The organism is Nonomuraea sp. NPDC049309 (genome assembly GCF_043196965.1).
In the GTDB taxonomy this organism is placed as follows: Bacteria; Actinomycetota; Actinomycetes; order Streptosporangiales; family Streptosporangiaceae; genus Nonomuraea; species Nonomuraea fastidiosa.
The window spans coordinates 1,732,851-1,748,528 of record NZ_JBICSH010000001.1 but is presented as its reverse complement, the minus strand read 5'-3'; the positions used below and the strand labels follow the sequence as shown (position 1 = coordinate 1,748,528).

Genomic DNA, 15,678 nt, shown 5'->3' with positions numbered 1-15,678 from the left:
AGACAATGGGTTCATGCCACACGTGAGAACAGGAGCCGAACGGCTGGCCGCGGACCCCGCCCTGGCGGGCGGCACGCGCATCGGCCTGATCACCAACCCCACCGGCGTCCTGCCCGATCTGACCCCCACCCCCGACGCCCTGCTGGCCGCAGGGCTCAAGCTCACCGCGCTCTTCGGCCCCGAGCACGGCATGCGCGGCACCGCGCAGGCCGCGGGCAGCGAGGCCGACGGCGTGGACGAGCGGACCGGCCTGCCGGTCTACGACACGCACAAGCGCTCCGGCGCGCCCCTGGACGAGGTGGTGGCCGCCTCCGGGGTGGACACGCTCGTCTTCGACATCGCCGACGTGGGCGCCCGCTTCTACACCTACGTGTGGACCATGTACGACCTCATGGCCTCCGCGGCCCGGCTCGGCCTGCGCTTCGTGGTGCTCGACCGCCCCAACCCGCTGGGCGGCGCCGTGGAGGAGGGGCCGCTGCTCGATCCGGCCTTCGCGAGCTTCGTCGGCCGCTTCCCGCTGCCGCTGCGGCACGGCAGGACGGCCGGGGAGCTGGCCGGGATGTTCGGGTTCGACCTGGACCTGACCGTCGTCACGATGGAGGGCTGGCGGCGGGAGATGAGCTACGCCGACACCGGGCTGCCCTGGGTGATGCCCTCGGTCAACATGCCGACCCCCGACACCGCGCTGGTCTACCCGGGCACCGGGCTCTTCGAGGGCACGAACTTCTCCGAAGGGCGCGGCACCACCCGGCCCTTCGAGCTCATCGGCGCGCCCTACGCCGACGCGCGCTTCGCGCCGGCGCTCAACGAGCTGGGCCTGCCGGGCGTGCGGTTCAGGGAGGCGTGGTTCACGCCGACGTTCCACAAGCACGCCGGCGTCCCCGTACGGGGGGTGCAGCTCCACGTGCACGACCCTGCGGCGTTCCGGCCGGTGCTGACCGGCCTGTCGATGCTGCACGTGGCCCGCACCCTCTACCCGGACGAGCTGAAGTGGGCGGGGCCCGAGCTGTTCCTGGACCACCTGTGGGGGTCCGACTCCCTCAAGAAGTGCCTGGAGGCCGGGGAGGACCCGCGCGAGCTGTGCCCGCCGCCGGCCCGCCCCGAGGGAGGACTTCTGTACTGACCGGCTCATCGCGCCAGATCGCGCCGGTAGAGCCAGAAGACGCGTTCGGCTCGCGCGCCCACGGCGCGCGAGTAGAACCGCAACGGCCCCACCCAGCCGATCTGGGCGTGGTCCTGCCCGGCGGCCCGCTGCTCCGCCAGGCACCTGCGCAGCAGCACCCGCCCGAGGCCCAGGCCGCGGGCGTCGGGCGCGGTGCCCATGGGGCCGAACCAGGACGGCCGCGCACCCCACGCGGCGAAGCCGAGCACCTTGCCGTCGCGTTCGGCGTAGTGCAGCCCGGCCGCGTTGACCGCCTCCCAGGCCCATCGATCGTTCCACTGCTCCTCGACGAAGGCCGCGACCCGCGCGCGGTCGGACGGCGCGTCATCCGGCCCGCCGAGCCCGTGCACGGAGACCCCCGCGCGCTTGAGCCGCGCGACGTCGTCCTCGACGCTCAGGTCGGCGCGGCGCAGGTCGGCGGTCATGTTCCAGGCCACCTGGTAGCGCTCGTAGCCGAGGCTCTCGGCCAGGCAGGCGGCGGCGGTGTAGCGCACGTCGATGCCCGGCCAGGCGTAGCACGGCGGGTTGCCGGCGAAGCGGGCCTCACGGGCGCCCTGGCCGCGCAGCCACTCCTCGGCCGCGCGCACCAGCGCGCGCCCCCGCCCCGCGCCCTGCGCCGAGGGGTGCACGGCCAGCAGGTCGACGTGCCCGACCGCGGGGTCCGCGGTGCCGATCGAGGCCATCACGACACCGCCGTCCACGGCCAGCGCCGTCCAGCGCCGCTCGGCGGGGGGCCGCGACAGGCCGCTCACCAGGGCGGCGGCCTCGCCGGCGTCGAGCGTCAGCGCGGCCTGAGCCACCCGGGCGGCCTCGTCCGGATCGAATTCCCGCACGGAGTGCGTCATCACACCTCGCTCATCGGGCGGGCGATCACGCTGCGGCGCTCGGGGAAGAAGCAGGCGTGCTCCTGCGGGATGCCCTCCGTGCGCCCCAGCACCGGCCGCTCCGACATGCAGCGCTCGGTGTGGAACGGGCAGCGCCGCGCGAACAGGCAGCCCTCGTCGGCCTGGCTCTCGTCCAGCGACTCCAGCGGCACCACGGGCTGCTCGCCCGGCTGCTCGAGACCGTGCAGCACCGGGATGGCCGACAGCAGCGACTGCGTGTACGGGTGCACGGGGTCGGCGATGACCGTGTCCACCGGGCCGCGCTCGACGACCTGGCCCCGGTAGATGACGTACAGCTCGCCGTCGTCGCCGATGTAGCGGGCGGTGGCCACGTCGTGCGTGATGAACAGCACGCTCACGCCGAGCCGCTCGCGCAGGTCCTTCAGCAGCGCCAGGATGCCCAGCCGCAGCGAGACGTCGATCATCGAGACGGCCTCGTCGGCGACCAGCATCTCCGGGTCCACGGTCAGCGCGCGGGCGATGACCACGCGCTGGCGCATGCCGCCGGAGAGCTGGTGCGGGTAGCGCGCGAGCACCGTGCCCGGGTCGAGGCCGACCAGCGACAGCACCTCGGCGGCCCGCTCCTCGATCCACGACCGTGGCCTGCCGGTCTGCCTGGCCCGCAGGCTGAGCGGCGCGTAGAGCGTCTGGTGGATGGTCCTCGTGGGGTTCAGGGCCGAGTACGGGTCCTGATGGATCATCTGGATCTTGCGGAAGTGCGGCTGGCGCTGCCTGGGCTTCAGGCCCGACATCGGCACGCCGTCGATCTCGATCTCACCCGCGTCGTACGACTCCAGCCCCGCGATGATCCGCCCCAGCGTGGTCTTGCCGCACCCGGACTCGCCGATGAACGAGGCCGCGCCGCCCTTCGGGATCGCGAAGTCCACGCCCCGCAGCGCGTGCACCTCGCGGGCGCCGAGCACCTTGCCCCGCTGCTTGAACGTCTTGACGACGCCGGTTCCGGTGATCATGCGTGCTCCTTCACGGTCACGGCGTGGCAGGCCACGGTGCGCGCGCCGTCGGCGACGGCCGCCGGGTCCTCGGTCTCGCACACGTCCATGCGCAGCGCGCAGCGCTCCCTGAAGACGCAGCCCTGCTTGGGCACGGTCGCCAGCGTGGGCGGCCGTCCCGGCAGCGCCTGGGCCTCGGAGATGTCGCCGACGAGCCGCGGGATCGCCTTGATCAGGCCGCGCGTGTACGGGTGGCGGGGCGCGCCCAGCACCTCCCTGGTGGGCCCCTCCTCGACGATGCGGCCGCCGTACATGACGGCGAGCCGGTCGGCCACCTCGGCGACCACGCCGATGTCGTGCGTGATGACCAGCGTGGTCAGGCCGCGCTCGGCGTGCACCTCGCGGACGATCTTCAGGATGTTCGCCTGGGTGATCATGTCGAGCGCGGTCGTCGGCTCGTCCAGGACCACCAGGTGGGCGTTGAGCACCAGCGCCAGCATGATGCCGACCCGCTGGCGCATGCCGCCGGACAGCTCGTGCTGGTGCGAGTCGAGCACGCGCGCGCCGTCCAGGCCCATCCTGGCCAGCAGCTCCTTGGCCTCGCGCACCAGCCCGCGCAGGTCGTCCACGCCGTGCGAGCGGCCCAGGTCGAGCAGCTGCTTGCCGACCGTCTTGAGCGGGTTGAGGGAGTTCTGGGCGGCCTGGAAGACGTAGCCGATGTGCTTGCCGCGCGCCTTGCGCAGCTGCTCGCCCGACAGCGCGACCACGTCGCCGAGCCCGTCGATCTCGACGCTGCCCGCCGCGATCCTGCCGGGCGGCTGCACGGCGTTGAGCAGCGACAGCGCGAGCGTGGACTTGCCCGAGCCGGACTCGCCGACGATGCCGGTGATGGAACCCGGCTCCAGGGTCAGGCTGACGTCCCTGACGGCGGGCAGCTCGCCCGCGGGGGTCTTGTAGACGACCGTCAGGCCGCCGATGCGCACTCCGGGCGCCTTGTTGCTCACCCTCTACTCCTCGCGCAGCCGGGGGTTGAAGATCTCGTCCATGGCGTCCACCACGAGCACGATGGCCAGCGTCAGCAGCAGGATCGCCAGCAGCGGGCCCAGCAGGAAGCCGAGCGCGCTCGGCACGGTCAGCGCGCCCGAGCGGAACACGGCCGTGTTGAGCATCTGGCCCCAGTTGTTCGACTCGTACGGCAGCACGCCCAGGAAGAACAGGCCCACCTGCGAGTACACGCCACCGGTGATCGCGATCAGCATGTTCATCGCGATGTACGGCGCCATGCTCGGCAGCAGCTCCTTGCCCACGATGTGGGTGGTGGACAGGCCCAGCCCGCGCGCCGCCTCGATGAAGCCGCGCTCACGCAGCGACAGCGTCTGCGACCGCACGGCCCTGGCCACGCCGCCCCAGCTCAGCAGGCCCAGCACCAGACCCATCTGCACCGCGCTGCTGAACTTCCACACGGTGGACAGCACCAGCAGCAGCGGCAGGCCGGGGATGGTCAGCTTCATGTCGGTCAGCCGCATCAGGAACGTGTCCCAGCGGCCCCGCTTGAAGCCGGAGAACAGGCCGATCGCGGTGCCGAGCACGACCGTGATGACGGCCGTCACCAGGGCGGCCAGCAGCACGTAGCGGGAGCCGGTGACGACCAGCGCGATCACGTCGCGGCCCTGGTCGTCGGTGCCCAGCCAGTGCTCCCAGCTCGGCGGCCTGGTGATCTGGTCCGGGTCGCGGGGCAGCGGGTCGGGGTAGAACATCGGGCCGAACGCGCCCATGAACACGAACCCCGCCATGAGCACCACGCCCACCAGGCGGCTGGGCTTGCGCCGCATCACCCGCCACACGCCCGACCAGAAGTTGCGGCGCATCGCCGCGCTGGTGGACGAGCTCTCCAGCAGGACGGTCATGCCGACACCTCCTCCCCGCTGCGGACCCGCGGGTCGATGACGCTGTAGAACAGGTCCGCGAGGATGTTCGCCACGATGATCGACACCGTGATCAGCAGGAACGCGCCGCCCATCAGCGCGTAGTCGCGCATGGTGATGCTCTCGATGAGCAGCAGCCCGAGACCCGGGTAGTTGAAGATCCGCTCGATGAACACCGCGCCGCCCAGCAGCAGGCCGAGCGAGAGCGCGAGGATCGTGAACAGCGGCAGGATCGCGTTGCGCGCGATGTACCTGAAGATGATCGAACGCTTCATGCCGCGCAGCTCGGCGGCCAGGATGAAGTCGTCACCGAGGACGGTCACGACGCTCGACTTCATCGCCAGGATCCAGCCGCCGTAGGCGGCCAGCGCGTACGTCGCCACCGGCAGGATCGCGTGCTCGATGAGCGAGCCGATGTAGCCGGCGTTGAACCCGGGCTCGTACAGGATGTCCACCGGGCCGTCGGCCGGCAGGATCGGGATCAGCGTGGCGAAGATCGCGCTGAGCAGCAGGCCCAGCACGTACTGCGGCACGCCGTGCAGCAGCGACCCGGAGATCGCCAGCACGTCGCCGAGCTTGCCCGACCGCTTGATGGCCGCGTAGACGCCCATGATGACGCCGACGAGGAAGCTCAGCAGCGTGCCCGCCAGCACCGGTAGAACGGTCCACTTGGCCGCCTCGGCCAGCACGTCCGTCACCGGGGCTCCGGCGTGCGTGACCGACTGGCCGAGGTCGAAGGTGAACAGCCCGCCGATGTAGTCGGTGTACTGCTCCCAGAGCGAGCCCTTCGGCTGGAAGCCGTAGAGGACGCGGGTGGCCTGCTCGGCTGCCTCGGGAGACATGCCCTGCTCGACCAGTTTCTGCACGTTCGCCGCCACGGGATCGCCCGGGATGCTCCTGACGATGAAGAAACTGATCGTGGCGACCACGAGGATCATGACGACCCCGCGGGCCACGTGGCCCGCGAGTCGCCGTGCGATGACCGTCATAGGCTCTCTTCTACTGCTTGGCCTTGATCATGCCGAGCTGGATCCAGACACCGGCCGGCAGGCGGAGCAGGTCGCTGTCCTGCTCGGGCCACCCGGTGAAGCGGGTGGTGTTGACGAACTGCGTGTTGACGTAGTCCCAGAGCTGGATGACCGGAAGGTCCTGGTTGGCCGTCTTGGCGAGCTCCACCATGAGCGGCTTGGCCTCCTCCTCGGTGACGGAGTCCAGCTTCGCGGTCACCTCGCCGGGGTTGACCTTCCCGACGCCGTCGACCTCGATCTCCTCGGCGCCGCCCATCCAGTTGCCGCCCTTGCCGGGGGCGCTGTGCTTGACCTTGCCCGCGACGTTGGTCCAGCCGTTGGAGGCGCCGTAGAGGCGCTGGAAGATGTCGTACGGCGCGGGGCCGAGCGCCATCAGCCAGAAGCCGACGTCGTACTTGCCGGCCGCCAGCTCCTCCAGGTAGACGGGGTAGTCGGCGACGGTGACGACCTCGGCGTCCACGCCGTTCTCGACGAGCTGGCTCTTGATGTTCTCCTGGGCGGAGATCCAGTCGGAGAAGCCGGACGGCGCGTTCATCGTGACCTTCCACGGCGTGCCGTCGGCCAGCGTCCACTTGCCGTTCTTCTTCTGCAGACCGGCCTCCTTGAACTCCGCCTCGGCCTTGGCCACGTCGTGGTCGTACGGCTCGAGCTTGCTCAGCTCGTCGCCGATCCACTCCTTGGCGGGCTCCTGGTGGATGCCGGAGGTCGTCACGGCCGGGGTGCCGCCGTCGGGCGAGGCGACCTTTGTGACCTGCTGGCGGTCGATGAGGTAGGCCAGGCCGCGGCGCACGTGCACGTTGTCGTACGGCTTCTTGGACTGGTTGAACGCCATGCCGACGGCCACCGGCGAGAAGCCGGTGATGGTCTGCGAGCCCGGAGCCTGCTTGATCCGGTTCATCACGTCCGGCGGGGCCGCGACGAAGCCGGAGTGGTCGAGCTTGCCGGCCGACAGGTAGTTCCAGATCTGCTCGTTGCCGCTGTAGTTGAGGAACTTGACCTGATCGGGGGCGACGTTCGCGGCGTTGTAGAAGTTCTTGTTCTTCACCAGCAGCGCTTCGCCGGGGTTGACCCGCTCGAGCGTGAACGGGCCGCCGGAGACGTCCTTGGGCGGCGCGAAGGACAGCACCTTCTGGCCCAGGCCGGTGATCTCCTCGCGCGCCTTCTCGGCGTCCGGGCCGTCGCCCCGGGCCGTCTTGAGCTTGTCCCAGAAGTCGGCCGGCAGCAGGCTGCCCCAGATGTGCGCGGGGACGACCCAGTTGTCCATGACGCCCCGGGCGAACTTCGAGCTCGGGTTGCTCATGTCCTGGGTGACCTTGACGGTCTTGTCGTCCACGACCTCGATGTCGGCCGCGAGGCCGGCGGCGCCGGGCGTGATCGCGAACGCGGTGCTGCCGGTGGTGTAGGCCAGGCCGATCGAGGTCTTCACGTCCTCGGCGGTGATCGGCTTGCCGTCGGACCACTTGCCGTTCGGCTGCAGGTGGATGGTGATCGAGGAGTTGTCAGGCGCGATCTCCCAGCTGGCCGCGATGCCCGGGTAGAACTGGTTCGGGTCGGTGAGGTGGTTCTTGACCCAGCCGAGCTTCATGGCGTTGTAGCCGGAGAAGGAGTTGCCCTTCGGGTTCCAGGGGTTCGCGGGCGCCGACGCGTCGAGGCCGGGCCTGTTCACGTCGATCGTGGTGAAGAGCCCGCCGCCTCCGCCGCCCGAGCCGGACTTGTCGGTGGTGCCACCGCTGCACGCCGCAGTCGCGGTGGCAAGGCCCAGCAACGCCACTACCGCTGCCAGTCGCTTCATTTGCCGCTCCGGGGGATGTCTCTAGGGATTGACCGGACATTACGATCGCGCCAGATCGGCGTCAATAATCTCCAGCGGTTGTGAGGCTAATGTAACTTTCCTTCATGAGTGTAGGAAGTGGCGCTCAGCGCCATCAAGTAAAACCTCAGGTCAGGGTCAAGACGGCCGCCCCGTTGACCCGATCGGCGGCCAGATCCGCCAGCGCCCGGTCCGCCTCCTCGAAGGCGTAGGGGACCGCCGACACCCGCGGCGGATGCGCGAGCGCCAGCTCCAGGTACGCCCGCCCGTCGGCCCTCGTGTTGGCCGTCACGCTGCGCAGCGTGCGCTCCTGGAACAGATGCCGCTCGTAGTTCAGCGGCGGGACGTCGGTCAGATGGATGCCCGCCACGGCGAGCGTCCCGCCCCGGTCGAGCGCCTCCAGCGCGGGCGGCACCAGCGTGCCCACCGGCGCGAACAGGATGGCCGCGTCCAGCGGCTCGGGCGGCCGGTGCTCGTTCGCCGAGGCCGCGCCCAGCTCAAGCGCCAGCCTACGTGCTTGTTCCGACCGCGTGACCACATGAAGGGTGGCGCCTTGCGCGATCGCCGCCTGCGCGGTCAGGTGCGCCGACGCGCCGAAGCCGTAGATGCCCAGCCGCCCCTCAGGCGGCAGGTCGCACCGGGCCAGCGCCCGGTAGCCGATGATGCCCGCGCACAGCAGCGGCGCCAGCCACTCCGCCGGCCGGTCGTCGGGCAGCGGGTAGACGTAGTCCTCGCGGGCCACGACGTACTCGGCGTAGCCGCCGTCGGCGTCCCACCCCGTGTACGTCGAGTCCGGGCACAGGTTCTCCATGCCCCTGCGGCAGTAGCGGCACCGGCCGCAGGTGGAGCGCAGCCACGCCACGCCCACCCGCCGGCCGCTGCCCTCGATCCTGCCGACCACCTGGTGCCCGGGGGTGGTGCGCGGCCGGCGCGGCCGCAGGTCGCCCTCCGCCAGGTGCAGGTCCGTACGGCACACGCCGCACGCCTCCACCCGCACCAGGACCTCGCCGGGCCCCGGAACGGGCGTCTCCCGCTCGATCAGCCGCAGCGGCCCCGACGCGATGGGTCCCGGACGCTCCACCACCCAGGCACGCATGTCGTCAGCTCCCTTCATCCTCCTCGCCGGCGGCGGCCGCCCGCGCGAGCCTGGCGTGGGCCAGGGCGGCGTACAGGGCGGTGCCGTCGGGCAGTACCGAATCGTCGAAGATCGCGTCGGGGGAGTGGTTGTAGGGGGCCGTCGCCGGGTCGCGGTCCGGCGGGCAGGCGCCCAGGAAGATGAACGCGCCGGGGACGTTCTCCAGCACGTACGAGAAGTCCTCGGAGCCCATGATCGGGTTCGGGGAGACGGCGTAGCGGCCGGGGCCGAACAGCTCGTCGGCCGTCGCGCCCGCGAACTCCGCCTCCGTCGGGTCGTTCACCGTCACCGGGTAGCCCATGCCGAACGACGTCTGCGCCGTCATCCCGTACGCGGCCGCGATGCCCTCCACGACCTCGACCAGCCGCCGCTTGGCCAGCGCCCGGTTCTCCTTGCTGAAGGTCCGCACCGTCGCCTCGAAGTGCGCGTCGTCCGGGATGATGTTGTCGGCCGAGCCCGCCTGGAATTTGCCGACCGTCACCACGACCGGGTCGAAGACGTTGAACGTCCTCGTCACCATGGCCTGGATCGAGGTCACCATCTCGCAGGCGGCCTGGATCGGGTCCAGCGACAGGTGCGGGGTCGAGCCGTGACCGCCACGCCCCTTCACCGTCACGAGGAACGTGTCGGCCGCCGCCATCAGCGGCCCCGGCCGCGACGCGAACACCTTCGGCGGCAGCACCGACGACACCACGTGCATGCCGTACGCGGCCACCGGGCGGGTGCCCGCCGCGTCCAGCACGCCCTCCTCGATCATGTGCTTGGCGCCGTCGTGACCCTCCTCGCCCGGCTGGAACATGAAGATCACATCCCCGGGCAGCTCGTCGCGCCGCGCGCTCAGCAGCCGCGCCGCGCCCACCAGCATCGCCGTGTGCAGGTCGTGGCCGCAGGCGTGCATCCTGCCCGGCTCCTGAGAGATGAACGGCAGGTCGTTCTTCTCCGTCACGGGCAGCGCGTCCATGTCGCCCCGCAGCAGCACCGCCGGGACCCGTCCGCCATGGGACCGTCCGCCGCGCAGCACGGCCGTCACCGAGCTGAGCTTGGACCCGGTCGTGATCTCCAGCGGCAGCCCCTCCAGAGCCGCCAGCACCTTCTCCTGGGTGCGCGGCAGGTGCAGGCCGATCTCGGGGGTGGTGTGCAGGGAACGCCTGAGCTGGACGATCTCGTCCCGCATGTCATGGGCGGCTTCAGTGAACGACATGAGGAACATTCTTCATCCGCGGGACGGGAAGTCGATAAGGCCCTATCGGTACGATGGGCGCGTGACTCAGCGTAAGCGGATTGACGCCTGGTTGTCCGACATGGACGGCGTGCTCGTTCATGAAGGGCGGCCCATCCCCGGTGCGGACGAATTCATCAAGAAGCTCAGCGAGTCGGGGCGCAAGTTCCGGGTCCTGACCAACAATTCGATCTACACCCCGCGCGACCTGTCCGTCCGCCTCGCGAACGCCGGCCTCGACGTGCCGGCCGAGTCCATCTGGACCTCCGCCCAGGCCACCGCGCAGTTCCTCGACGACCAGCGGCCCGGCGGGTCGGCGTACGTCATCGGCGAGGCCGGGCTGACCACGGCACTGCACGAGGTCGGCTACGTGCTCACCGACCTCGACCCCGACTACGTCGTGCTCGGCGAGACCCGCACCTACAGCTTCACGCAGATCACCCGGGCCATCCGGCTCATCGAGGGCGGCGCCCGCTTCATCGCCACCAACCCCGACCCCATCGGGCCCTCCACCGAGGGCTCGCTGCCGGCCTGCGGCGCCGTCGCCGCCATGATCACCAAGGCCACGGGCGTGGAGCCGTACTTCGTCGGCAAGCCCAACCCGCGCATGATGCGCAGCGCGCTCAACGAGATCGAGGCGCACAGCGAGACCACGGCGATGATCGGCGACCGCATGGACACCGACGTCGTCGCGGGCATGGAGGCCGGGCTCTACACGATCCTCGTGCTCACCGGGGTCACCCAGCGACGGGAGATCGAGCGGTTCCCGTACCGGCCGTCGCTGGTCGTCGAGTCGGTCGCCGACCTCATCGACCTGATCTGAGCGCGGCCCTGCCGGGGTGCGGGCTGCCGGGGGAGGATTCTCCACCCGCGCACGTCCTGCCGGGGTGCGGCGTACCGGGGGAGGATTCTCCACCCGCGCGGCGGCGGCTCGCCTGGCACCTCGCACGACGCGATCGACGCGGGTGGAAGAAACCGCACCCGCGTTTTTCTCCCGCGCGGCTTGGGCATGTGCGACCGCGTCCTGGGGCGCCGGCCCCACAAGCCGAGGTGCCGGCATCGCGAGAAGCCGAGGCGCCGCCACCGCGAGAAGCCGAGGCGCCGCCACCGCGCGCTGAGGCACTGACACCGCTTGCTGAGGTGCCGGCACCGCGAGCTGAGGCGCTGATGCGGCCTCCTGAGGCGCGGACACCGCCGCATCAGGCGCGGGTACCGCATTGTCAGGCGCGGACACCGCCGCATAAGGTGCGGATACCGCTTTGTCGGGCGCGGGCAGGGCGGCCCTCGCCGCCTGCTCGCGCGGGGAGGGCGCCTGCTCGCACGGTGGTCGCGGGCGCGTGCCCAAGAAGGCCGGGCGTGCGTGGGGGGAGGCCGGGCGGGCCCGGGTCGCAGCCCGGGTCACAGCCCGGGTCACAGCCCGGGTCACAGCCCGGGTCACAGCACTGAGAGCGCCGGCTCCATGACCTCGGCAGGGCAGAGCTGCCGGATCACCCGCCGCACCTGATCGCGCAGGTCGGCGGAGGTCAGGTGGCCGTTCTTGTCGAAGTGCGGCCAGGCCGGCGAGATGACCAGCTCGGCGCCCGACACCACGGCGCCCGCCGCGAGCAGATGCTTGTACAGCTCCGCCTGTGCCCACATGGCCCCGCAGGCCCGCGCGCTCGCGCTCATCACCGCCACATGCTTGCCCGCCAGCCCGTCCCGCGCGGCCATCCAGTCCAGTGCGTGGCTCAGCTCCATCGGCAGCAGGCTGTGCTCAGGAGCCGTGAGCAGGATCGCGTCGCTCCCGGCCACCAGCGAGACCAGCTCCCGCGCCGGTGCGGGAACGGGCCCCGGCCGGTACGGCGGGATGTCGCGCAGCCCCCGCCACACCTCGAAACGTACGCTCTCCGGCAATTCGCCGCCTGCAGCGTCCAGCAATCTGGTGATGAATGACCCCGCGTGGAGACTGGCGGCGATCCCGATGATTTTCACCCACTGCTCCCAAGGGGTTCCGGTGTTGCCGGGAACCTGCCCGATGCCGCTGATGTCCAAGACCATGCAGAAGTCAAGAGGTGCACAGTCTTCCCCGAACCGCCACCTTTGGGACGCCGGCTCGGGGTGTACGGGTGGTTCGCCGGAGGCGTGTTCAGCCCCTGCCCGGCGTGATCGCGGACGGGCGCGCGTACCCGGAGAAGCGCCGGCTCGGCGTGCGCGCGTGCTGGGAGGCGGGTCGGCTCGGCGTGCGCGCATACCCGAAGGAGCGCCGGCTCGGCGTGCGCGCGTGCCGGGAGGTGGGTCGGCTCGGCGTGCGCGCGTACCCGAAGGAGCGCCGGATCAGCGTGCGCCTTCGCGGGCGTCGGAGTCCCGCGGGCGGCGGAAGATGAGCGCGAGCACGCGCAGGCCCAGGATCGCGGCGATCATCAGCAGGTTGTAGCCGATGAGATGGAGCAGCGTCGTCGAGCCCGTCACCACGGGCCCGCCGTCGGTGGTCAGCAGGATGACCGCCATCAGTCCCGCCGTCGCGCCCAGCACCGTGAGCAGCACCTGGTGCAGCAGGCCCGTCAGGTAGCGGCGGTCGCGCTCGTCGGCGAGCAGCCGCACGTTCATCGTGAACCGGCCGTGCTCGGCGGCGCTGGCGATGCGCTCGACCCGGCGCGGCAGGCGGCGCAGCATCGGCACGAGCGCGGCCAGCTCCTGGGTGAGCGACTCGCGGACGGTCTCGGGCGTGATCTGCTCCGCCAGGTAGCGCCCGGCGAACGCGCGGGCCTCACCGATCAGGTTGAAGCCGGGCGACAGGCGCACCAGCGTGCCCTCCAGCGTGGCGAGCGCGCGGAAGACGGCGGCCACCTCGGGCGGGATCGACAGCCCGTACGCTGAGACGATCTTGAACAGGTCGGTGAAGAGCTGCGCGCTGTCCAGGCCGGGCCCGAGATGCCGGGCCATGAACTGCCCGATGGCCCGCTCCAGCGCGGGCTCGTCGATCTCCTCGGGGCGCGGCACCACATCGAGGAGCGCGTCCGTGACGCCGAGGGGGTCCTGGCGGTTCATCGCCAGCAGGAAACGCTGCAGCGCCGCGCGCACGGAGCCGTCGAGCCGGCCCACCGAGCCGAAGTCGAGCAGGCCGAGCGTGCCGTCGTCCAGCAGCATGAGGTTGCCGGGGTGCGGGTCGGCGTGGAAGACGCCCTCGATCAGAATCTGCCTGAGCAGGCAGTCGAGCAGGCCGCGGGCCAGGCGCGTCCCCTCGCCCGGGTCGGCGGCGGTGACCGGGCGTCCCGACAGGCGCTCCATGACCAGCACCCGCTCGGAGCACATCGCGCTGATCGGCGCGGGGTAGGTGACCGGCACCGCGCCCTCGGAAGCGCCCGCTCCGGTGCCGCCGGGGTCGCCGGGGCCGCCTGTGCTACCTGATCCGCCCGAGACGCTCGCGCCCGTGGTGTCCGTGCCGCCTGAGGAGCGGGGCGTGCGGGCGGCCGAGACGGCGGCCATGTTGGCGGCCTCGACGCCGAAGTCCAGCTCCTCCATGATCGCTTTGGCGAACCCCTCGGCCAGGTCGCGCAGGCCGAGCGTGCGGCCCCAGCGGGTCCTGCTCTCCAGGGTGGCGGCCAGCCGCCGGACGATCTCCAGATCCCGGCCGACGACCGTCTCGATGCCCGGCCGCCGTACCTTCACCACGACCTCGCGGCCGGAGTGGAGGCGGGCGGCGTGCACCTGGCCGATGGAGGCGGCGGCCAGCGGCGTACGGTCGAATGCGGCGAACACCTCGTCCACCGGCCCGCCCAGCTCCTCGCGCAGCACCGGCTCGACCTGCTCCCACGGGGCCGGGGCGACCTGGTCCTGCAGCCGTCCCAGCTCCTCGACGAACTCGGCGGGCAGCAGGTCGCGGCGGGTGGACAGCACCTGCCCGAGCTTGATGAACGTCACCCCGCCGTCGTCGAGCGCCGCGCGCAGCGACGCGGCCAGGCGGCGCTTGCCCGGCCGGTCGTCCAGGCGCTCGCCCCGGCCGCGCAGGTACGGGCCGAGGCCGTGCCTGACGGCGATCCTGGTGATCTGCGAGTAGCGCCTGGCCCGCGACAGCCGCCCGTGTACGGACTTGACCAGCTCCAGCGGCCCCGGCACCGACCCGGGCGGCACCAGCGCCTCGGCCAGCACCAGCAGCGCCATGGGGATGAGCACCATGGCCATGAGGACCAGCAGCAGCACGCCCAGCGCGGCCGCGTCGGGCGGCCGGCCGCCGTCCGCCGGGACCACGGTGGCGACGATCGGCCGCAGCACCGACTGGCCCAGCCCGAGCGCGAGCAGCGCCGCAAGGAACGTGCGCAGCGCGCCGAACCTGACGCCCAGCAGCCGCTGCGTGACGACCGCGAGGAGCATGATCGTCAGCAGCGTGGCGATCCCGACGACGACCGATGAGGGGAAGTCCATGGGGCAGGATCCTTCCACGTCACCGCAGATCGCCACATCTCGATCCTCGCCGGGGACGCCCAGCCGGCCTGCCGGACGTCCCCGGCGCACGAACGGGCGGCCGGGGAGTGCCGGCCATCGCGTGCGGGCGGTAAGTCCTGGTCACCGCCCGCACGGGCGGGCCGGGTGCAGGCGGGGGATACCGCCTTGTCCCCGGCGGGGTCACATCGTCGCCGGGCGGGTCACCGGCGGGCGGCCATGCGGGCGCGGCGTTCCTCGCGGCGCTCGACGAAGCGGGTGGCGGTCGCGTCGGTCTTGGCGAGGAACGCGGCCAGCTCCTCCCGCGCCTTCTCGCCGTCGTCGTCCAGCCCGGTCTTGTCGAACACCGACCACTGGCGCAGCACCGGCATGAGCACGTCGTCCAGGTGCAGCCGCAGGTCGTAGATGCCCTCGTTGGCGATGATCAGAGACTTGCGCGCGAAGCCCTCCATGCCCTGGCCGGGCATCTGGAAGGTGGTCACGACGTCGGTGACCGCCCGCATGGTCTGGTTGGGGTCGAGCTCGAAGGCCGCCTTGAGCAGGTTGCGGTAGAAGAGCATGTGCAGGTTCTCGTCGGCGGCGATCCTGGCGAGCAGGCGCTCGCAGCCCTCGTCGCCGGAGGCCTTGCCGGTGTTGCGGTGCGCGATGCGGGTGGCCAGTTCCTGGAAGGAGACGTACGCGATCTGCTGCAGCATCGTGGCGTACTCGGTCTTGAAGCCCTGCTCCATGTGGCGCATGCGGGCGCGCTCGAGGGCCACGGGGTCCACGGCGCGGGTGACGGTGAGGTAGTCGCGGATGGCGGTGCCGTGGCGGTCCTCCTCGGCGGTCCAGCGATGCACCCACGTGCCCCACGCGCCGTCACGGCCGAACGTCGTGGCGATCTCGTGGTGGTAGCTCGGCAGGTTGTCCTCGGTCAGGAGGTTGACGATGAGCGAAACCCTGGCGGCCTCGGGGAGCTTGGAGTCGCTCTCCTGCCACGCCTCACCCCCGTAGATGCCGTCGAAGTCGCGGCCTTCGCTCCACGGGATGTACTCGTGCGGGAACCACTCCTTCGCCATCTTCTCGTGGCGGTCGAGTTCTCGGGCCACGACGGGCTCGAGCTCGTGCAGCAGCTCCGTCTGAGTCATCGCCATAAAAGATCTTCTC

The 15,678-nt window shown here is 71.3% G+C and carries 13 protein-coding genes; 2 read left to right on the top strand and 11 right to left on the bottom strand.

Features of this window, described 5'->3' with window-relative positions; translation table 11 throughout:
* The first annotated feature begins 13 nt into the window (after positions 1–13).
* A complete protein-coding gene (locus ACGFIM_RS07955; RefSeq protein WP_393196430.1) occupies positions 14–1,123 on the top strand; it encodes an exo-beta-N-acetylmuramidase NamZ domain-containing protein in 1,110 nt (369 codons plus the stop codon).
* 5 nt (positions 1,124–1,128) lie between these two features.
* On the opposite strand, the gene ACGFIM_RS07950 is transcribed toward ACGFIM_RS07955, so the two are convergent.
* The 8 genes from ACGFIM_RS07950 to ACGFIM_RS07915 all read right to left on the bottom strand — a co-directional run bounded on the left by ACGFIM_RS07950 (position 1,129) and on the right by ACGFIM_RS07915 (position 10,095).
* Positions 1,129–1,995 (bottom strand): GNAT family N-acetyltransferase, encoded by an 867-nt coding sequence (locus ACGFIM_RS07950; RefSeq protein ID WP_393196427.1) that lies wholly within the window; start codon positions 1,993–1,995, stop codon positions 1,129–1,131.
* 11 nt (positions 1,996–2,006) lie between these two features.
* A complete protein-coding gene (locus ACGFIM_RS07945; RefSeq protein WP_393196424.1) occupies positions 2,007–3,017 on the bottom strand; it encodes an ABC transporter ATP-binding protein in 1,011 nt (336 codons plus the stop codon).
* Positions 3,014–4,000: an ABC transporter ATP-binding protein gene (locus tag ACGFIM_RS07940; RefSeq protein ID WP_393196421.1), complete on the bottom strand. Its 987-nt coding sequence runs from the start codon at positions 3,998–4,000 to the stop codon at positions 3,014–3,016. The genes ACGFIM_RS07945 and ACGFIM_RS07940 overlap by 4 nt, the downstream gene beginning before the upstream one ends.
* A gap of 3 nt (positions 4,001–4,003) precedes the next feature.
* Complete coding sequence (locus ACGFIM_RS07935; protein WP_393196418.1) at positions 4,004–4,903, bottom strand: ABC transporter permease; 900 nt, start codon at positions 4,901–4,903, stop codon at positions 4,004–4,006.
* Complete coding sequence (locus tag ACGFIM_RS07930) at positions 4,900–5,910, bottom strand: ABC transporter permease (protein WP_393196415.1); 1,011 nt, start codon at positions 5,908–5,910, stop codon at positions 4,900–4,902. The genes ACGFIM_RS07935 and ACGFIM_RS07930 overlap by 4 nt, the downstream gene beginning before the upstream one ends.
* 10 nt (positions 5,911–5,920) lie before the next feature.
* Positions 5,921–7,741, bottom strand: coding sequence for an ABC transporter substrate-binding protein (locus ACGFIM_RS07925; RefSeq protein ID WP_393196412.1), 1,821 nt, complete (start codon positions 7,739–7,741; stop codon positions 5,921–5,923).
* Between the two features lie 145 nt (positions 7,742–7,886).
* Positions 7,887–8,855: a zinc-dependent alcohol dehydrogenase family protein gene (locus ACGFIM_RS07920; RefSeq protein WP_393196409.1), complete on the bottom strand. Its 969-nt coding sequence runs from the start codon at positions 8,853–8,855 to the stop codon at positions 7,887–7,889.
* Positions 8,856–8,859: 4 nt separating this feature from the next.
* Positions 8,860–10,095, bottom strand: a complete 1,236-nt coding sequence (locus ACGFIM_RS07915) for a M20 family metallopeptidase (protein ID WP_393196406.1) — start codon at positions 10,093–10,095, stop codon at positions 8,860–8,862.
* A gap of 61 nt (positions 10,096–10,156) precedes the next feature.
* Here ACGFIM_RS07915 and ACGFIM_RS07910 point away from each other — a divergent pair, with 61 nt between their 5' ends.
* The gene (locus ACGFIM_RS07910) at positions 10,157–10,936 is read left to right on the top strand and encodes an HAD-IIA family hydrolase (RefSeq protein WP_393196403.1); all 780 of its coding nucleotides are present in this window, start codon (positions 10,157–10,159) and stop codon (positions 10,934–10,936) included.
* A gap of 611 nt (positions 10,937–11,547) precedes the next feature.
* Here the strand turns inward: ACGFIM_RS07910 and ACGFIM_RS07905 are convergent.
* From ACGFIM_RS07905 to ACGFIM_RS07895, 3 genes are all read right to left on the bottom strand, one after another.
* Positions 11,548–12,150: an NADPH-dependent FMN reductase gene (locus tag ACGFIM_RS07905; RefSeq protein WP_393196400.1), complete on the bottom strand. Its 603-nt coding sequence runs from the start codon at positions 12,148–12,150 to the stop codon at positions 11,548–11,550.
* 276 nt (positions 12,151–12,426) lie between these two features.
* Complete coding sequence (locus ACGFIM_RS07900; RefSeq protein ID WP_393196397.1) at positions 12,427–14,514, bottom strand: ABC1 kinase family protein; 2,088 nt, start codon at positions 14,512–14,514, stop codon at positions 12,427–12,429.
* Positions 14,515–14,735: 221 nt separating this feature from the next.
* Positions 14,736–15,665 carry an acyl-ACP desaturase gene (locus tag ACGFIM_RS07895; protein WP_393196394.1) on the bottom strand — a complete coding sequence of 310 codons (930 nt, stop codon included), beginning with the start codon at positions 15,663–15,665 and terminating at the stop codon, positions 14,736–14,738.
* Between the last annotated feature and the right edge of the window lie 13 nt (positions 15,666–15,678).

What these genes read in the sequence shown, in the direction of transcription:
- ACGFIM_RS07955 (WP_393196430.1), top strand. Translation starts at nt 14, where the DNA reads ATGCCACACGTGAGAACAGGAGCCGAACGGCTGGCCGCGGACCCCGCC.
- ACGFIM_RS07945 (WP_393196424.1), bottom strand. Translation starts at nt 3,017, where the DNA reads ATGATCACCGGAACCGGCGTCGTCAAGACGTTCAAGCAGCGGGGCAAG.
- ACGFIM_RS07935 (WP_393196418.1), bottom strand. Translation starts at nt 4,903, where the DNA reads ATGACCGTCCTGCTGGAGAGCTCGTCCACCAGCGCGGCGATGCGCCGC.
- ACGFIM_RS07930 (WP_393196415.1), bottom strand. Translation starts at nt 5,910, where the DNA reads ATGACGGTCATCGCACGGCGACTCGCGGGCCACGTGGCCCGCGGGGTC.
- ACGFIM_RS07925 (WP_393196412.1), bottom strand. Translation starts at nt 7,741, where the DNA reads ATGAAGCGACTGGCAGCGGTAGTGGCGTTGCTGGGCCTTGCCACCGCG.
- ACGFIM_RS07920 (WP_393196409.1), bottom strand. Translation starts at nt 8,855, where the DNA reads ATGCGTGCCTGGGTGGTGGAGCGTCCGGGACCCATCGCGTCGGGGCCG.
- ACGFIM_RS07915 (WP_393196406.1), bottom strand. Translation starts at nt 10,095, where the DNA reads ATGTCGTTCACTGAAGCCGCCCATGACATGCGGGACGAGATCGTCCAG.
- ACGFIM_RS07905 (WP_393196400.1), bottom strand. Translation starts at nt 12,150, where the DNA reads ATGGTCTTGGACATCAGCGGCATCGGGCAGGTTCCCGGCAACACCGGA.
- ACGFIM_RS07900 (WP_393196397.1), bottom strand. Translation starts at nt 14,514, where the DNA reads ATGGACTTCCCCTCATCGGTCGTCGTCGGGATCGCCACGCTGCTGACG.
- ACGFIM_RS07895 (WP_393196394.1), bottom strand. Translation starts at nt 15,665, where the DNA reads ATGGCGATGACTCAGACGGAGCTGCTGCACGAGCTCGAGCCCGTCGTG.